This is a genomic window from Hafnia sp., from assembly GCF_036648275.1.
GTDB classification, from domain to species: domain Bacteria; phylum Pseudomonadota; class Gammaproteobacteria; order Enterobacterales; family Enterobacteriaceae; genus Hafnia; species Hafnia alvei.
The window spans coordinates 1-17,353 of sequence record NZ_JAVXIQ010000042.1 but is presented as its reverse complement, the minus strand read 5'-3'; the positions used below and the strand labels follow the sequence as shown (position 1 = coordinate 17,353).

General features: G+C 49.9%; 10 protein-coding genes and 1 tRNA gene. 9 read left to right on the top strand and 2 right to left on the bottom strand.

Annotated elements, in window-relative coordinates; translation table 11 throughout:
* The first annotated feature begins 403 nt into the window (after window positions 1-403).
* The 8 genes from RSC70_RS19925 (at window position 404) to recD (ending at window position 14,194) form a co-directional block, all read left to right on the top strand.
* A complete protein-coding gene (locus RSC70_RS19925; protein ID WP_008814543.1) occupies window positions 404-862 on the top strand; it encodes a prepilin-type N-terminal cleavage/methylation domain-containing protein in 459 nt (152 codons plus the stop codon).
* Window positions 853-1,434, top strand: a complete 582-nt coding sequence (locus RSC70_RS19920; protein ID WP_332543361.1) for a prepilin peptidase-dependent protein — start codon at window positions 853-855, stop codon at window positions 1,432-1,434. Before RSC70_RS19925 ends, RSC70_RS19920 begins: the two co-directional genes overlap by 10 nt.
* Window positions 1,431-1,880 (top strand): DUF2509 family protein, encoded by a 450-nt coding sequence (locus tag RSC70_RS19915; RefSeq protein ID WP_332543359.1) that lies wholly within the window; start codon window positions 1,431-1,433, stop codon window positions 1,878-1,880. Before RSC70_RS19920 ends, RSC70_RS19915 begins: the two co-directional genes overlap by 4 nt.
* A complete protein-coding gene (locus tag RSC70_RS19910) occupies window positions 1,874-2,245 on the top strand; it encodes a type IV pilus modification PilV family protein (protein ID WP_039190073.1) in 372 nt (123 codons plus the stop codon). The genes RSC70_RS19915 and RSC70_RS19910 overlap by 7 nt, the downstream gene beginning before the upstream one ends.
* 98 nt (window positions 2,246-2,343) lie before the next feature.
* Window positions 2,344-5,715, top strand: coding sequence for an exodeoxyribonuclease V subunit gamma (gene recC / locus RSC70_RS19905; protein ID WP_130961655.1), 3,372 nt, complete (start codon window positions 2,344-2,346; stop codon window positions 5,713-5,715).
* Between the two features lie 144 nt (window positions 5,716-5,859).
* Window positions 5,860-8,766: a pitrilysin gene (ptrA, locus tag RSC70_RS19900; protein WP_020303581.1), complete on the top strand. Its 2,907-nt coding sequence runs from the start codon at window positions 5,860-5,862 to the stop codon at window positions 8,764-8,766.
* On the top strand, window positions 8,766-12,341 hold the full coding sequence (gene recB / locus RSC70_RS19895; protein ID WP_064572941.1) for an exodeoxyribonuclease V subunit beta: 3,576 nt from the start codon (window positions 8,766-8,768) through the stop codon (window positions 12,339-12,341). The genes ptrA and recB overlap by 1 nt, the downstream gene beginning before the upstream one ends.
* Complete coding sequence (gene recD / locus RSC70_RS19890; protein ID WP_008814536.1) at window positions 12,338-14,194, top strand: exodeoxyribonuclease V subunit alpha; 1,857 nt, start codon at window positions 12,338-12,340, stop codon at window positions 14,192-14,194. Before recB ends, recD begins: the two co-directional genes overlap by 4 nt.
* 22 nt (window positions 14,195-14,216) lie before the next feature.
* On the opposite strand, the gene argA is transcribed toward recD, so the two are convergent.
* On the bottom strand, window positions 14,217-15,545 hold the full coding sequence (argA, locus tag RSC70_RS19885) for an amino-acid N-acetyltransferase (RefSeq protein WP_008814535.1): 1,329 nt from the start codon (window positions 15,543-15,545) through the stop codon (window positions 14,217-14,219).
* Window positions 15,546-15,778: 233 nt separating this feature from the next.
* On the opposite strand from argA, the gene amiC reads away from it, so the two are divergent.
* A complete protein-coding gene (gene amiC / locus RSC70_RS19880) occupies window positions 15,779-17,029 on the top strand; it encodes an N-acetylmuramoyl-L-alanine amidase AmiC (RefSeq protein ID WP_008814534.1) in 1,251 nt (416 codons plus the stop codon).
* Window positions 17,030-17,169: 140 nt separating this feature from the next.
* On the opposite strand, the gene RSC70_RS19875 is transcribed toward amiC, so the two are convergent.
* Window positions 17,170-17,246 (bottom strand) — tRNA-Met (locus RSC70_RS19875).
* Window positions 17,247-17,353: the final 107 nt, after the last annotated feature.

Here is a 17,353-nt window from a genome sequence, read left to right as displayed (position 1 = left end):
GCGCCGGTTGCGATATAATTTCATCTATCCGTTCAATAAAGCGCCAGCCACCGAGCTGTAATGCTTGCCAGTTAAGCCTGATTTTAGGGGAAGTACACCGATGGGGTCGTAGCGGCGAAGCCGCCGGAGCGCCCCGCGGTGTGCTAGCCCCGTGTATCTCGATCTCTTAAATGAACAGCATTACAGCCACCGAGCTGGCGTTTTTTTACCTTCTTTATCTTCGCTTGTCCTCTCCTTTTTCATACTTCCAGACGACGTTGAGCGGTGTTTCGCAAATCTTCGTGCAAATTACATCGATAGCTCAAATCGTCTGCGGCGGGTATTCCTGAAGTTAAGCGCTGTGCTTTTCTTTCTTATCTGGATCGTTAGGGTATGCCTATCGGTCAGTACAAAGGAAAAGACAATGGAATGGTCACGTATGAGCGGCTTTACTTTGCTGGAAATGATGGTGGTTATGTTGCTGGTATCCAGTATGGCGGCGTATGGCTTACATGGATTCAAACAACAACGGATGGCGCTACAGCTTGAACAGACTAGTCTGCAACTATTGGCATTTTTACAGCAGATTCAGCAACGCGCTTTTGCCGAAAACGGCACGGCTCAAATTGTGGTTGATGCTTCGCAACGAAGCGTGAGTGTTCAAAATACCGCACGGCGTTTTACCCCCTCCACGCCTGATATTGCTATCGCATCCCAAATGAGCAAAAGCGCAGGATTTTACGGCATACGAAATAATGCGATGGCTGGGCATATCGAATTGAGCAGTGAAGCGGGAACGGTAAGTGCCATTTGGTCGGCTCAAGGACGTCTACGTTTGTGTGCTCAACCTAAACGCCTGCTGGGGATCCCATCATGCAGCTAAACCCTCAGAAGGGTATGGCGCTTCCCGATGTGCTGGTGACTTTGTTGCTCTCAAGCATCGTGCTGCTATCAACCAGCCAAATATTGGTCATGCTACGCGCTGGCAATATTAAAGCTCAGCGTTGGCAGCAGATACAGGAATCCATCGCTCAGCTTTTAGATCGTATAGATAAAGACCTCACTCGATCAGGATTTTGCGCTCAAGGATGTTCAGTCCCTCAGCCAATGATTGCCAGCACTGGCGGGGAGTCCGCAAATTCGTGTTTGATCGTGTTCTACGATCTAGATACCAACGGAAGAATCGATCTCTCTTCTGCGGCTACTGCAGATTCATTCGGTTACCGCTTACGCAACGGCGCTTTGGAAACGGCGAGAGGCATCCAGCAATGTTCGGGAAATGGTTGGGACAAAATCACGGATGAAAAAGAGATTAAGGTTTCGCTTTTCAACGTGGCTCCGCTTTATCGTGGGTATGAGGTGCAGCTCGCGCTACAGCGGATAAAGCCGCCTTTTGCTGCCGTACAGCAAACGCGATATATACTGCCAGAGAATGGGCGAATGGTTGAAAAATGAACTTATCTAGCAGCCATGAAAATAATCAGTCAGGCAGCATGCTACTACCCTCGGTGCTTATGATGTTGAGCTTGTCACTCTTGATCGTCAGTGCGCAGCAGGGGCGTATAGAGCATCAGGTACAAACTCTCGCCTACCAACGGCAGCTAATGACAGTACGTCAACAGGTTGAATCAACGCTAAGTCAGGTAATCGCGACCCATGAATGGCCCAAACCACGAGTGGCTAGCTGCCAGCGTTTTTCATCCGTGACGGTATGTTTTAAATCCATCACCGCCGAGCTCGGCATTGTGTGTGCGGTCATACAGACAAAAACCTATGCGGCACAAATCAGGCGATTTAGCTATGTAAACTCGCGGGTGACGCCACAGGGCACGACGCGTTTGCTACGACTTTCTACCGGGTGGCTCGATTATTCTCCGCTAGGATTTGAAAGCCTATGTTAGCCACGACAGAGCAGAAGACTCATAGCCAGTCTGGTTTTGGTCTGATTGAAGTGATGGTGAGTATTCTATTAGTCTCGGTTGGGTTTCTGGGGTTACTCAACTATCAACAATGGATGGCGCGATCGCAAGTTAGGCTATGGCAGCAGCAACAGGCATGGCAAAGGAGTGAACAGGCGATAACGCTGTATCGGATGGGGGCATCCAATGCTGAAATACCCGCGCGGCTCGCTTTGCCCAATACGTGGTCGATAGTCGTCACGGCGCGGTCGCAGTTTGAATGCGAAATCATTTCAGCCAGCATTCGAGCGCCGTTGAATATTCAGGCTCAGCTTGAAAGAACAATCTGCAGTCAGTTGATGGAGTAAGTCGCGGTTGTTATTCCCTGAGCTGACGTGAAAGGCTAAAGTGTATACCCCGTCATACTTCAAGCTGTATGTGCATTGCCTGTATTGTTGGAGAACGCATGTTTACTGTTTATCACTCGAACCAATTGGATTTGCTCAAACAGCTGATCGCGGCGCTGATTGAAGGACAACCTTTGCAGAATCCTTTTGAGCAGGAAGTGATTTTGGTACAAAGTCCCGGTATGGCGCAGTGGCTCCAAATGGAGTTGGCGAAACAGTTTGGTATTGCTGCCAATATCGAATTCCCTCTGCCGGCGACATTCATCTGGAATTTGTTTACACAGGTCATGCCTGGCATTCCCAAAGAGAGTGCTTTCAGTAAAGACGCCATGACGTGGAAACTGATGTGGCTATTGCCGAAAATGCTGGAGCAAGAAGCGTTTTTGCCGCTGGCGCGTTATCTCTCTGACGATGAGGATCGCCGCAAACATTTCCAGCTTGCGGCGCGTGTCGCTGACCTTTACGACCAGTACTTAGTGTACCGTCCTGAGTGGCTACAGATTTGGGAGCGCGGTGAGTATGTCGACGGTCTGGATGAGTCGCAGCAATGGCAGGCTCCACTGTGGGTGGCGTTGAAAGAATATACCGCCGAGCTAAAACAACCTGAATGGCACCGCGCTAATTTGTACGAAAAGTTTATACAAACCTTAGAGCAGGCAACAGCGTGTCCACAAGGGCTGCCTAAACGTGTTTTCATTTGTGGGATTGCCGCGCTTCCACCGATTTATCTCGATGCTTTAAAGGCATTAGGTAAGCATATTGATGTGCACCTGATGTTTACTAACCCATGTCGTTATTATTGGGGTGATATTCAAGACTATGCATTTCTTGCCAAGCTACAGAGCCGGAAACGTCGTCACCATATTCAACGTCAACAGGAAATTAGCCTCTTCCGCGATCCTCAGAGCGCGTCTGAACTATTTAAACCAGACGGTGAACAAGACCTCAGTAACCCACTGCTTGCGTCTTGGGGAAAGCTAGGGCGCGATCATATGTATCTGTTGGCGCAGCGCGAGCCGCAGGAAGTACATGCCTTTGTCGATTTAACGGAAGATACACTTCTGACGCGCATTCAACGCGATTTGCTTGAGCTGGAAGACCACAGCCAGATAGTCGACAGCCCAGAGCGCCTAAACAGCAGCAGTGGAAAACGGTTGTTAGAGCGGGGAGATCGCAGTATTAGCGTAAACCTTTGCCACAGCCCTCAGCGTGAAGTTGAAGTTTTACATGACAGACTGCTGGATTTATTTGCGGAAGATCCTTCTCTGACTCCGCGCGATGTCATTGTGATGGTTGCTGACATCGACAGCTATACGCCATTTATTCAGGCCGTGTTTGGTAATGCGCCGCGTGAGCGCTATCTGCCTTTTGCCATTTCTGACCGCAGTGCGCGTCAGGCGCATCCAGTAATACAGGCTTTCTTGACGTTGCTTGAGCTACCTAACAGTCGCTTTACCTCTGAGCATGTTTTAACGTTGCTGGAAGTACCTGCTCTGGCCGCACATTTTGGCATTAGCGAAGAGGGATTGCGTCGTTTACGCCATTGGGTTGATGAGTCTGGGATCCGCTGGGGGCTAGACGATGACAATGTGCGTGCGCTGGATCTGCCCGCGACGGGGCAACATACGTGGCAGTTTGGCTTAACCCGCATGTTGCTCGGTTATGCAATGGATAGTCGCTGTGGCGATTGGAATGGGGTGCTACCTTATGATGAATCCAGCGGGCTTATTGCTGAGTTAGCTGGTCAACTGGCTGATTTATTGATGAGGCTCAGCGTGTGGCGTACGCGGCTTCGCGGTGAATATCGTGTTCAGGAGTGGCAGCCGCTATGCCGTGAAATCCTTAACGAATTCTTTGAGCAAGATAGCGAAACCGAGGCGGTTCAAGCTCTCATTGAGCAGCAATGGTTAAAGGTGATTGGTTATGGCATTAGCGCGGAATATCCCCAGGCGATACCTATCTCAATTTTGCGCGATGAATTGACATCACGCTTAGACAATGAGCGAATTAGCCAACGTTTTTTGGCTGGGCCGATAAACTTCTGCACTCTTATGCCAATGCGCTCCATTCCCTTCAAAGTGGTGTGTCTGCTAGGCATGAATGATGGCATTTATCCGCGCACTATTGCGCCATTAGGTTTCGATCTGATGGCGAACAAAGTACAACGCGGCGATAGAAGCCGCCGAGACGACGACCGCTATCTGTTTCTTGAAGCGCTGCTGTCAGCACAAGAGCGTCTTTATATCAGCTACATAGGACGCTCTATACAGGATAATGCGCCGCGTTACCCGTCGGTATTGGTCAGTGAGCTGATGGAATATATTGCTCAAAGCCACCATTTACCGGGAGACGAGACGCTGGACGTCGATAGCAGCGCGAAGCGAGTAATGGAATATTTGCAAATTCAGCACCCGCGAGTGCCTTTTGCCTCGGAAAACTATGCCGTGGGAAGTGAAAGCCAAAGTTATGCGTCTGAGTGGTTGCCTGCCGCCCGGCGTAGCGGTGAGGCACATCAGGAGTTTGCTTTAGCGTTGCCGCTAGAAGAGTTTTCGACGATTACGCTAGATGAGCTGATTCGTTTTTACCGTCATCCGGTACGCGCCTTTTTCCAGATGCGCCTTGGCGTCAACTTCGTTTTAGAAGAAACCGAGCTACCGGATGAAGAACCGTTCACGCTGGATAATCTCAGCCGCTATCAGCTCAATAGTCAGCTCTTGAATCAGTTGATTGATGGCGATGAGGCTGAGACGTTGTTCCGCCGTTTTCGCTCTGCGGGTGGCTTGCCGTACGGTGCCTTTGGTGAACTCTATTGGGAAAAACAGCAGGAAGAAATGTCGGAGGTTGCCGCAAAGGTAAGAGAGCATCGCCAAGCGGGGCACAGCATTGAGATTGATTATATGCTGGGTGGTGTGCGGTTAACCGGTTGGTTACAGCAGGTACAAGATAACGGCTTGGTACGTTGGCGGCCAGCAATCCTTGGGGCGGTAGATGGTATGGCTTTGTGGATTGAGCATTTGTTTTATTGCTTTAGCGGTGGTGAAGGTGAGAGTCGGTGTTTTGGTCGCCAAAACTCGGCGTGGCATTTTGCGCCTTTATCACCCAAAGACGCTGAAAAAGCGCTATTACCACTGATTGAAGGTTATCGCCAAGGTCGCAGTTGTCCTCTTTTACTGCTGCCTAAAACCGGTTGGGCGTGGCTGAGCGCCTGCTTTGATAAGGATTCCGGAATGGTCGATTGGGATGAGCAAACCCAATCGAAGGCACAAATGAAACTATTGTTGGCATGGCAGGGTGACCAGCGTGTTATAGGCGAGGGCTCTGATCCTTACATCCAGCGAGTAATGCGCACTATGGATGAGAAAAAAATGCGCGAGGTTCAGCAATGGGCGGAGCAGTATTATTTGCCGATCGCGCGGAATAATCTGGATTGATGGTGGTCAAACACAGGTGTTTTTGTCAGACCGAATTTGCGTGAGCGCTTAGTCTGTCTTAACGTGATGTCTATTCGCTGCTGAGACGGTGTATCAATGGCATTATTTTTCGGCTTTTTGGGGTAAAAGATGGTTAGGTTATTCATGCGCAGGCAGTTTTCATTCCTGACGGTAATGGTATTACTGTTGATAAGCACATCGCTTTTATGGTCAACGGCGAGCACGGCCAAGGCTGATCCTGCCGGATGGGAAGCATTGGCTGAGAAAATCGATAAGAGCGCCAGCGATCCGCGTTTATATGAGGCGATCAAGCTAGATAATGGAATGAAGGTGATTTTGGTATCAGATAAAGATGCACCTAAATCGCTTGCGGCATTAGCGCTGCCGGTAGGTTCACTGGAAGACCCTAACTCACAGCTCGGTTTGGCTCATTACCTCGAGCATATGGTGTTGATGGGCTCGAAACGCTACCCGCAGGCCGATAACCTTTCCGAATTCCTGAAAAAGCATGGCGGTAGCCATAATGCCAGTACGGCCTCCTATCGTACGGCGTTCTATCTTGAGGTCGAAAATGATGCACTGTCGCCAGCCGTTGATCGACTTGCGGATGCCATTGCTGAACCCTTACTTGATCCAGTAAATGCCGATCGTGAGCGTAATGCCGTCAATGCCGAATTAACCATGGCGCGTTCACGCGACGGTATGCGTATGGCTCAGGTTTCAGCCGAAACGCTAAATCCGGCTCATCCGAGTGCGCGTTTTTCTGGTGGTAACCTAGAAACACTGAGCGATAAACCAAACAGCAAGCTACACCAAGAGTTACTGTCGTTTTATCATCGCTACTATTCCGCTAATTTGATGGTCGGCGTTATTTACAGTAACCAGCCACTCTCTAGCCTCGCCAAGCTCGCGGTCACTTCTTTTGGTCGTATACCTAATCGTGATGCAAGTGTGCCACCGATTACGGTGCCAGTGGTTACGCCGGAACAGCAAGGAATTATTATCCACTACGTACCGGCTCAGCCACGCAAGATGCTGAAAATTGAATATCGTATTGAAAACAATAGCGCTGCGTTTCGTAGTAAAACCGATACGTATATTGCTTACCTCATTGGTAATCGTAGCAAGAATACGTTGTCTGATTGGCTGCAAAAGCAGGGATTGGCAGAGTCTATTGGTGCAGGTGCCGATCCGATGGTCGATCGCAATGGTGGCGTTTTCTCTATTAGCGTTTCGCTCACCGACAAAGGTTTAGCTGAGCGTGACCGCGTTATTGCTGCTGTATATGACTATTTAAAACTGCTGCGTGAACAGGGTGTGAAGCAAAGCTACTTTGATGAAATTGCGCATGTACTCGATCTGGATTTCCGCTATCCGTCGATTACCCGTGACATGGATTACATCGAATGGTTGGTGGATAACATGCTGCGAGTGCCAGTGCAAAATGTGCTGGACTCGTCATATCTAGCGGATAAGTATGATCCGCAGGCGATCACTGCCCGTCTGAGTAGTATGACGCCAGAGAATGCTCGTATCTGGTTTATCAGTCCTGATGAGCCACATAACAAAACGGCTTATTTCGTTGATGCTCCGTATCAGGTCGATCGCATCACGGCGAAACAGTTTGCTGATTGGAATAATTTAGAGCAGCGTATTTCGCTGTCATTACCCGCGTTAAACCCTTACATTCCTGACGATTTTTCACTTATCAAACCGGTTTCTCCAACGCTGACAAAACCAGAGATCGTGCTCGATCAACCGGGATTGCGTGCTCTGTATATGCCGAGTCGTTATTTTGCCGATGAGCCAAAAGCGAATATTACACTTTCCCTGCGTAACAAAGTGGGGAGCGACGGCGCCAAAGAGCAGGTCATGTTTGCGCTGACGGATTATCTCGCCGGCATTGAGCTAGATCAGTTGGCCTATCAGGCCTCAATCGGCGGTATTGGTTTTTCGACGACCTATAACGATGGACTAACCATCAGCGCTAGCGGGTTTACGCAGCGTCTGCCACAGTTGCTGACCACTTTGGTTGAAGGCTATGCCAATTTTGATGCCACCGAGGAGCATCTGGAGCAGGCGAAGTCTTGGTATCGTGAACGGTTAGATTCTGCCGAAAAAGCCAAGGCGTTTGAGCAGGCGATGCAGCCGATTCAGGCATTATCTAACGTTCCTTACACCGAGCGCAGTGAGCGACGTGCACTGTTGGATAAAATTACACTTAGTGATATTAAAAACTACCGTAGCCAGCTCATTGAGGGTGCTACGCCGGAGCTGCTGGTGGTGGGCAATATGACCGCCATTCAGGTGAAAGCTTTGGCGCAAAATATTCGTACCCAGCTTAAATGCGGCGGAACACTCTGGTGGCACGGTCAGGATGTTGTTATTGAGCATAAACAGCTTGCCAACCTACAGCGGGCAGGGAGCAGTACCGATTCCGCGCTGGGGGCGGTTTATATTCCAACCGGTTACGATGAAGTGCAGGGAATGGCGCACAGCAATCTGTTGAGTCAGATCATTCAACCGTGGTTCTACGATCAGTTACGGACTAAAGAGCAGTTGGGGTATGCGGTGTTTGCCTTCCCATCCTCAATCGGTAATCAATGGGGGATCGGTTTCTTGCTACAAAGCAATAATCAGGCTCCAGCGTATCTGTATAACCGCTATCTCGATTTTTATGCACAGGCAGATAAGCGCTTGAAATCGTTAAAAGAGGCGGACTTCAATCAGTACAAGCTCGCGCTAGTGAATCAGCTACGGCAGCGTCCGCAGACGTTGGATGAAGAGGCTGGACGCTTCACCAATGATTTTGATCGTGGCAACTTTGAGTTCAATACGCGCGAAAAGTTAATCAAACAAATTGACGTGCTTAACCGTGAGAACATCGTGACGTTCTATCGTCAGGCGGTGATTAAACCTCAGGGAATGGCGCTGCTATCACAGGTACTCGGCGGTCATGCGAAGGGGCACTATGCCGCACCAAAAGGTTGGAAGACCTATGCAAATGCCTCCACGCTGCAGCAAACTCTGCCTGTTAAGGTTGCGCCGTAATGACTCAAGCCCAAACGTTAGATGCTCTGGCGTTGCCGCTTATTGGGGAGCGTCTTATTGAGGCCTCAGCCGGTACTGGCAAAACGTTTACTATCGCTGCGCTGTATCTGCGTTTGCTGTTAGGACTTGGAGGCGAGAATGCCTTTCCTCGCCCCTTGTCTGTTGAAGAAATTCTGGTAGTAACTTTTACCGAAGCCGCTACTGAAGAGCTGCGTGGACGTATTCGTAGCAATATTCACGAATTACGCTTGGCCTGTGTGCGTGGCAGTAGTACGAATCCCTTGTTGTCTGACTTACTCAATTTGATTGATGACAAGGAAGATGCTGTCAGCCAGTTATTGGCAGCTGAGCGTCAAATGGACGAAGCGGCGATTTATACCATCCACGGTTTTTGCCAGCGGATGCTCAGTAACAATGCGTTTGAATCAGGGATCTTGTTCCAGCAAACGCTAGTGCAAGATGAACTGCCGCTGCGTCGACAGGCATGTGCCGACTTCTGGCGTCGCCATTGTTACCCGCTGCCGCTGAGTATTGCTACAGCTATCAGCCAAGAGTGGAGCGGTCCTGAACAGCTATTGGCTGATTTGCAGCCTTACCTGCACGGTGAGTTACCCATGTTGCGGCAGGCTATCGCTGACGATGAAACGTTGACTCAGCGCCATCAGCAAATCATTGAACGCATTGATGCCGTAAAAGCACATTGGCGTGAGGTCGCAGGCGAGATCGAAAGCCTGATTGTGGATTCTGGCGTGGATAAGCGCAGCTATAGCAGTCGCTTTTTGCCCAAATGGCTAACCACCGTCGGCGATTGGGCTACATCGGAAACGCGGGACTATCAGCTTCCTGATGAACTCAAACGTTTTGGACAAAACCTCCTGTTGGAGAAAACCAAGAAAGGGACGCCTCCGCAGCATGCGTTATTTGTGGCTATTGACCAACTGCTCGCAGAGCCTCTATCGCTGCGCGATTTATTGTTGTCTCGAGCGTTAAGCGAAGTGCGCACTAGCGTCCAGCAAGAGAAACGCCAGCATGCACAGCTCGGCTTTGATGACCTTCTGAGTCGTCTTTCACAGGCGTTAAATCAGTCTGGTGGTGATGTGTTAGCTCAGGCGATTAGGCAGCGTTACCCCGTTGCCATGATTGATGAATTCCAAGATACCGATCCACAGCAATACGGCATTTTTCAGGCGATATATTTACAACCTCAGAGTGATAAACAATCGGACTCAGCTCTGTTGTTGATAGGCGATCCTAAACAGGCTATTTATGCTTTCCGTGGTGCCGATATTTTTACTTATATGTACGCGCGTAGCGAAGTGAAGCATCACTATACGTTAGGAACAAACTGGCGCTCATCACCTGGAATGGTGTCGGCGGTCAATCAGGTTTTCTCTGCGGTTGAATCACCTTTTCTTTTTGCCGATATTCCCTTTTTACCGGTGTCCGCAGCCAAGAAAAATCAGGCTTTGCGTTTTGAAATAGCCGGCGATATTCAAAAAGCGATGCATATATGGCTGCAACCGGGGGAAGGCTGCGGCACAGTGGAATACCAACAGTCTCTGGCGGCGCAGTGTGCGGCGCAAATTCGTGATTGGTTAACGGCAGGCCAGCAGGGAAAAGCGCTGCTTTACACTGACAAGAAGGATTCACTGGGGCGTGAAATAGCTAAGCCGGTTGAGGCATCAGATATCACGATTCTGGTGCGTAGCCGTGCAGAAGCCGCATTGGTTCGAGATGCGCTAAGCGCACTGGCAATACCCTCTGTTTATCTCTCCAACCGAGACAACGTTTTTCAAACCCCAGAAGCTCGCGATCTGCTTTGGTTATTACAGGCGGTTCTGGCTCCAGAGCAAGAGCGTCTGTTACGCAGCGCTTTGGCGACCAGTCTGATGGGGCTGAATTCACAGCAGCTCAATGAGCTTAATCAGGATGAGCGTCTATGGGATGCGCTGGTGGATGAGTTTGACACTTACCGCCAACAGTGGCAAAAGCAGGGCGTATTGCCGATGCTACGTGAGATTATGGGGCGGAGGCATCTGGCTGAGAACCTTCTAGCGAGCGAGGGGGGAGAGCGTCGTTTAACCGATGTGCTGCATATTGGGGAACTGTTGCAGGAGGCGTCGCTGACTTTGGATAGCGAGCCAGCACTTCTGCGTTGGTTGGCTCAGCAAATCGATAGCCCTGAGGTTCAATCTGAAAACCAGCAACTACGTTTGGAAAGCGATCGCCATTTGGTTCAGGTGGTGACGATTCATAAGTCGAAAGGATTAGAATTTCCTATTGTTTGGCTGCCATTTATCGGCAGTTATCGGTTGCAAAAACAGCCGCTTTATCATGACCGAGACAGTTTCAATGCGGTTCTCGATCTCAACTATAGTGACGATGCGGTTAAGTTGGCAGAAGAGGAGCGCCTTGCAGAGGATCTCCGCTTGCTTTACGTTGCGCTTACGCGCTCGGTTTATCACTGTAGCCTCGGGCTTGCACCGCTGTTTTTAGGCGGGCGCAAGAAGCAAGGGGAAACCGATGTCCACAACAGCGCTATCGGACACTTGCTACAAAAAGGCGAGCCCGGCGACGCCGCAATGCTATTAGCATGTCTTGAGCGCTTACAGAACGACGATATTCTGGTCACCACGGTTGAGGCTCAAGATGGCTCTCCGTGGGTAGCGACGGCGCAAGAAGCGCAAGAACTGCAGGCTAAACTTTTCACTCGCAAGATGCAGGATGATTGGCGAGTCACCAGCTATTCAGGCTTACAGCAGCACGGTAGTTCCCAATTTTTGGATTTGTTACCCAAACTCGATGTGGATGCGGTAGGGGAGTCAGAGGTAGAAAGTATACCTGCACTCACACCGCATACTTTCCCTAAAGGCGCCGCTCCAGGGACGTTTTTACATAGTCTATTAGAGCCGATGGATTTCACTCAGCCCCGTGATATCACAGAGTTGACTGAGCAGGTGACGCAACAGGGGCTGAATACTGAGTGGGTTCCTGTGTTAGATAGCTGGCTGGACGCTATTCTTCGTGCCCCATTAGCAGAGAGTGGGCCGTGTTTAGCGCAGCTTGCGCCAAGCCAAGTGCAGGCCGAGCTACAATTTTATTTGCCGATTGAACAGTTGGTACGTAGCGCTGAACTAGACGCTTTAATTAAGCGTTACGATCCACTTTCGGCACAGTGTGCGCCACTAGATTTTCGACAGGTGCGCGGCATGTTGAAAGGCTTTATCGATTTGGTCTTCTTCTGGCAAGGGCGTTTCTACGTGCTGGATTATAAGTCCAATTGGTTAGGCGAGGATGCGAGTGCTTACACACAAGAGGCGATGGTCGCCGCTATGGCTGAGCATCGCTACGATTTCCAATATCAGCTCTATTCATTAGCATTGCACCGTTATCTGCGTCACCGTTTGCCAAACTACCAATATGAACAACATTTCGGCGGCGTTTTTTATTGCTTCCTACGTGGTATGACGCCAGCTCAACCAGGGCAAGGCATTTTCCATTGCCGTCCTGATGCGGCGCTGATAGAAGGCATGGACAGGCTGTTTGGCTATATTCCGGAGGGTGAAGCACAATGATTTTTGATCTTCTTCAACGGATGGGAGAGCAAAACCAGCTTCGTTCTCTGGATGTTCAGTTTGCTCGCCTAATGGCTAGCCAAGGGCAGCCACATCTGGCTTTAGCCGCGGCATTGGTGAGTCAGGAAGTTGCTTCTGGACATGTTTGCTTGCCTTTGAACCAGCTTAGAATAGATGCGCTAGTGGCACAGTTCCCAGACTTTACCGATGATCTGAAAACGTTGTTTGGCGATATAGATGAGATGCACTGGCAGGCATTATTGCTGGCAGAACCAGAGGTCAGCGATGGAGGCTATGCGGCTCCGTTGATTTTGCAAAATCAACGTTTGTACCTACAGCGCTTGTGGCAGGATGAAGGCGTCGTGGCGCAGTTTTTTGCCGCTTCAGATTTGCCACCCGACGAGAGTGTATCAACGCTACCGCCGATTTTATCCCAGCTTTTTCCGTCGACAAATCCCGCCGATGAGATCAATTGGCAGCAGGTGGCCGCCGCCGTTGCGGCTACTCGTAGAGTGTCAGTTATTTCAGGAGGCCCAGGCACGGGGAAAACCACGACGGTGGCGAAGCTGCTTACCGCGCTGATCCGCTTGCATCCACGCCAGAAGCTACGTATTCAACTGGCTGCGCCGACGGGAAAGGCGGCAGCACGGTTAACCGAATCCTTAGGCGCGGCTATTGAAGCGCTGAACTTGACCCCGAACGAGCGTGAGTCTATCCCACAAGAGGCTTATACGCTGCATCGCCTACTGGGCGCTCAACCTAATAGCATTCGTCTGCGTTATCATCGTGATAATCCGCTGCATTTAGATGTGTTGGTGGTGGATGAGGCCTCCATGGTTGATTTGCCGATGATGTCGAAGCTTATCGCCGCGCTGCCATATGGCGCGCGCTTGATTTTATTAGGTGACCGCGATCAGTTGGCTTCAGTTGAAGCGGGGGCAGTATTAGGCGATTTGTGTCGCTTTGCCGAGTTTGGTTTTCGCCCTGCGCGTGCTCAAGAACTCTCTACGTTGTGCCAGAGCGTAATTCCTGAAGGCACTGAGGCACCGGATATCGCCGTTCGTGACAGTATTTGCCTGTTGAGAAAGAGCTATCGTTTTGATGCCAATTCTGGCATTGGCCAGTTGGCGACGGCGGTGAATTTAGGTGATACCGCACGCGCGCGCCGTTGTTTTGATGGACAGTTTTCTGACATTGCGTGGATACCGATGACCAAGGATGAGGATTACTCTACGCTTATCCAAACCTGCGTTGACGGTTATCGCTCGACGCTGCAATTAGTCGCGAATATGGCCGATGCCGCTGACGTTCTCGCCAGTTTTTCGCGCTTCCGATTGCTGTGTGCGCTACGCGAAGGGCCTTTTGGTCAGACGGGACTCAATGAACGTATCGAGTTGGCGTTAGCTAAGGCCAAACTTATTCATAAGCCGACGCAGGCACACCAGCGTTGGTATAGCGGAAGACCCGTTATGGTCACGCGCAACGATAGTTCTCTTGGGTTGTTTAACGGCGATATTGGTATTGCGCTTGCCGATTCGGCGGGGAATATCCGCGTGTACTTCCAATTACCTGATGGTTCAATCAAATCCGTTCAGCCTAGCCGCTTGCCGCAAACGGAAACGGCCTATGCGATGACGGTGCATAAATCACAGGGCTCTGAATTCGAACACACGCTATTGGCGCTGCCCGCTGATTTTTCACCGATAGTCACCCGTGAGCTGCTCTATACCGCGATAACGCGTGCCAAGCAGCAACTGACGTTGTTCAGCAGGGATAAAATTTTGCTGACGGCGATCCGTACGCCGACGCTGCGTCGAAGCGGTTTAATGGAGCGAATGATGCAGCCCGCTTGATTAGCGGACCGCATGGAGTGTTTTAGGATAGATCGGCGAGCAAGATCTTAGAGCGGCGCTGGTAGTTGTAGAGTTCTTGCTTTTGTAGTGGCAAAACATCAACTTCGGCAGGCGTAAAGCCTCGTTCCTGAAACCAATGAATGCTGCGGGTGGTCAGCACAAAGAGTTTCTCCAGTCCCATCTGCCGTGCCTGCGCTGCGACGCGTTTAAGTAGCGCTTCGCCTCGCGATGAACTGCGATAGTCAGGATGAACGGCGACACATGCCATTTCACCAATACGTTCTTCTGGGAAGGGATAGAGCGCAGCGCAGGCAATGGTGAGATTGTCTCGTTCAATGATCGTGAACTGATCGATTTCACGCTCTAACTGCTCGCGCGAGCGGCGTACCAAAATGCCTTGCTGCTCAAGCGGGCGGATGAGTTCTAAAATGCCACCGATATCGTTGATATTAGCACGGCGAATTTGCTCTGCGCTTTCCATGACGATCTGCGTGCCGATGCCGTCGCGCGAGAACAACTCTTGCACTAAAGCGCCATCTTCCTGATAACTAATCAGATGACTGCGACCGACTCCGCTACGGCAGGCTTTAACCGCACCGCGCAGAAAACGGACGGTGCCGGAGTTATAATCGCCAGACGCTTCCAGTTTTTCGATGCGTGTTTGCGCTTCGTTAGGCAGCAATTCTGACATGATGCTGCCATCTTCGTCGATCACGCCCTGAGAAGAGCAAAAGCCAATGAGCTTTTCCGCTTTCAGCTTTATGGCGAGCTGAGTGGCGACCTCTTCTGAGGTCAGGTTGAAGCTTTCGCCGGTAACTGAAACGGCTACGGGCCCCATTAACACGATGGCACCGTTGTCGAGTTGACGATGGATAGCTTCTTCATCGATCCGGCGAATACGCCCGCTGTGGCAATAGTCTACGCCATCATCCACGCCAAGCGGCTGAGCAATAATGAAGTTTCCGCTGACCACATTGATATGGGCGCCTTGCAGTGGCGTGTTGTTGAGACTCATCGACAGACGCGCTGTAATATCCAGTTGCAACTGACCTGCTGCCTGTTTAACCAGTTCCAACGTTCGCGAATCTGTCACACGAGTGTGTTTGTGATAAACAGGCTCATGATGGTGTTCATTCAGATTGCTATCGATCTGCGGGCGAGCGCCATACACAACCACGAGCCGGATACCCAAGCTGTGCAATAGCCCAATATCATTAACGATATTGGCAAAGTTTTCATGCTCAATCGCCTCTCCACCTAGCATGATGACGAATGTCTTGCCGCGATGAGTATTGATATAGGGTACTGAGTGACGAAAACCCTGAACCAGTTCGGTGCTGCGCTCCTTCATGAAACCCTCTGAATTTTTATTCGCTAAAACTGTATTTTTATTCTTTATTGCGAATAAAGGCAAGTGTGAATTTTATGTAAATTCAAGTGATGAACGAGATTACCGTCGTCATCTGTAAAACTCCGTTAAGCATTTTCTAATGACAGTTCCTCTCTGATTCGATAAAGTTTTGCCCTAAAATTTGTGCGGGAGCGTTCTACTCCGCTGTTTTTGGCTATTTTATTTGGGATTGCATGACAAACTCGAACCATAATCTGACTCGTCGTCGTTTGTTGCAGGGTGCTGCAGCTACCTGGTTTTTGAGCGTAAGCCGGGTAGGTTTTGCTGCGTCTGCACAGGTGATTGCTGTGAGGGTATGGCCATCGTCAACTTATACTCGAGTGACGTTGGAATCGAAAATTCCACTGAAATATAAACAGTTTGCATTAACTAACCCTAATCGCATCGTGGTGGATATCGAAGGTGTTCACCTTAATAGCGTATTGAAAGGGATTAGTCATCAGGTACAGTCGGGCGATCCCTATTTGAAAACGGCTCGCGTAGGGCAGTTTGACAAAAATACTGTGCGTCTGGTTTTAGAACTTAAGCAGGAAATCAGCCCTAAGCTGTTTACCCTTGCGCCTTTTGCTGAGTTTAACAATCGCTTAGTTGTTGATCTCTATCCAGCTAAAGGTTCTGCGGCAGAAGAATCAGATCCTTTGCTCGCATTGTTGGAAGATTATAACAAAGGTGATTTAGGCAAGAGCCTGCCGCCAGAGGGGCCACAGAAAGGGAAAGCAGGGCGCGATAGACCGATTGTTATCATGCTAGATCCTGGTCACGGTGGTGAGGATCCCGGTGCAATTGGTAAAAACAAAACTCGCGAAAAAGATATTGTGCTGAAAATTGCGCGCCGGTTGAGTGCGCTAATTAAGAAACAGCCGAATATGCGTGTCTATATGACGCGTAACGAAGATGTGTTTATCCCACTTAAAGTACGCGTGGCTAAAGCGCGTAAACAGCGCGCAGATTTGTTCATTTCGATTCATGCAGACGCTTTTACTAGCCGTTCGGTGCGTGGCTCATCGGTGTTTGCACTTTCAACCAAAGGTGCGACCAGCGCAGCCGCTAAATTCTTGGCGCAGACGCAGAACGAATCAGATGAAATTGGTGGTGTAAGCCGCAGTGGCGATCAGTATCTTGACCATACTATTTTTGATTTGATGCAGACAGCCACGGTCAACGACAGTCTGAAGTTCGGCAAAGAAGTGCTCAAGAATATGGGGCGAGTGAACAAACTGCATAAAAACAGCGTTGAACAGGCTGGATTTGCAGTGCTTAAGGCTCCGGATATCCCTTCTATCTTGGTAGAAACCGCATTTATCAGTAACGTTGAGGAGGAGCGGAAGCTACGTACTAGCGCGTTCCAACAACAGGTTGCAGAGTCTATTTTGGCAGGCATTAAAGCTTATTTTGCCAATGGTGGAGAGTTGGCGAGGAGATAGATGTTCGCTATTGGTAGGGGGCGTTCGTCTGATATTACGGCGAAATGTACACGATGCTAGCGAGATTGGAGTGCTGACTACTCAAATTTTAGATATAAAAAAACACCCGTTAAGGTGTTGATTTACTTCAGTATGAAAATTGGTTGCGGGGGCCAGATTTGAACTGACGACCTTCGGGTTATGAGCCCGACGAGCTACCGGGCTGCTCCACCCCGCGTCCGACATACTGCTTTTTCTTCTTCTTTCGTTCTTTTTTTTTCTTTCTTAAGTCAACTTTCTATGAAGTTGAAGTTGGTTGCGGGGGCCAGATTTGAACTGACGACC

What these genes read in the sequence shown, in the direction of transcription:
- RSC70_RS19925 (WP_008814543.1), top strand. Translation starts at nt 404, where the DNA reads ATGGAATGGTCACGTATGAGCGGCTTTACTTTGCTGGAAATGATGGTG.
- RSC70_RS19920 (WP_332543361.1), top strand. Translation starts at nt 853, where the DNA reads ATGCAGCTAAACCCTCAGAAGGGTATGGCGCTTCCCGATGTGCTGGTG.
- RSC70_RS19915 (WP_332543359.1), top strand. Translation starts at nt 1,431, where the DNA reads ATGAACTTATCTAGCAGCCATGAAAATAATCAGTCAGGCAGCATGCTA.
- RSC70_RS19910 (WP_039190073.1), top strand. Translation starts at nt 1,874, where the DNA reads ATGTTAGCCACGACAGAGCAGAAGACTCATAGCCAGTCTGGTTTTGGT.
- recC (WP_130961655.1), top strand. Translation starts at nt 2,344, where the DNA reads ATGTTTACTGTTTATCACTCGAACCAATTGGATTTGCTCAAACAGCTG.
- ptrA (WP_020303581.1), top strand. Translation starts at nt 5,860, where the DNA reads ATGCGCAGGCAGTTTTCATTCCTGACGGTAATGGTATTACTGTTGATA.
- recB (WP_064572941.1), top strand. Translation starts at nt 8,766, where the DNA reads ATGACTCAAGCCCAAACGTTAGATGCTCTGGCGTTGCCGCTTATTGGG.
- recD (WP_008814536.1), top strand. Translation starts at nt 12,338, where the DNA reads ATGATTTTTGATCTTCTTCAACGGATGGGAGAGCAAAACCAGCTTCGT.
- argA (WP_008814535.1), bottom strand. Translation starts at nt 15,545, where the DNA reads ATGAAGGAGCGCAGCACCGAACTGGTTCAGGGTTTTCGTCACTCAGTA.
- amiC (WP_008814534.1), top strand. Translation starts at nt 15,779, where the DNA reads ATGACAAACTCGAACCATAATCTGACTCGTCGTCGTTTGTTGCAGGGT.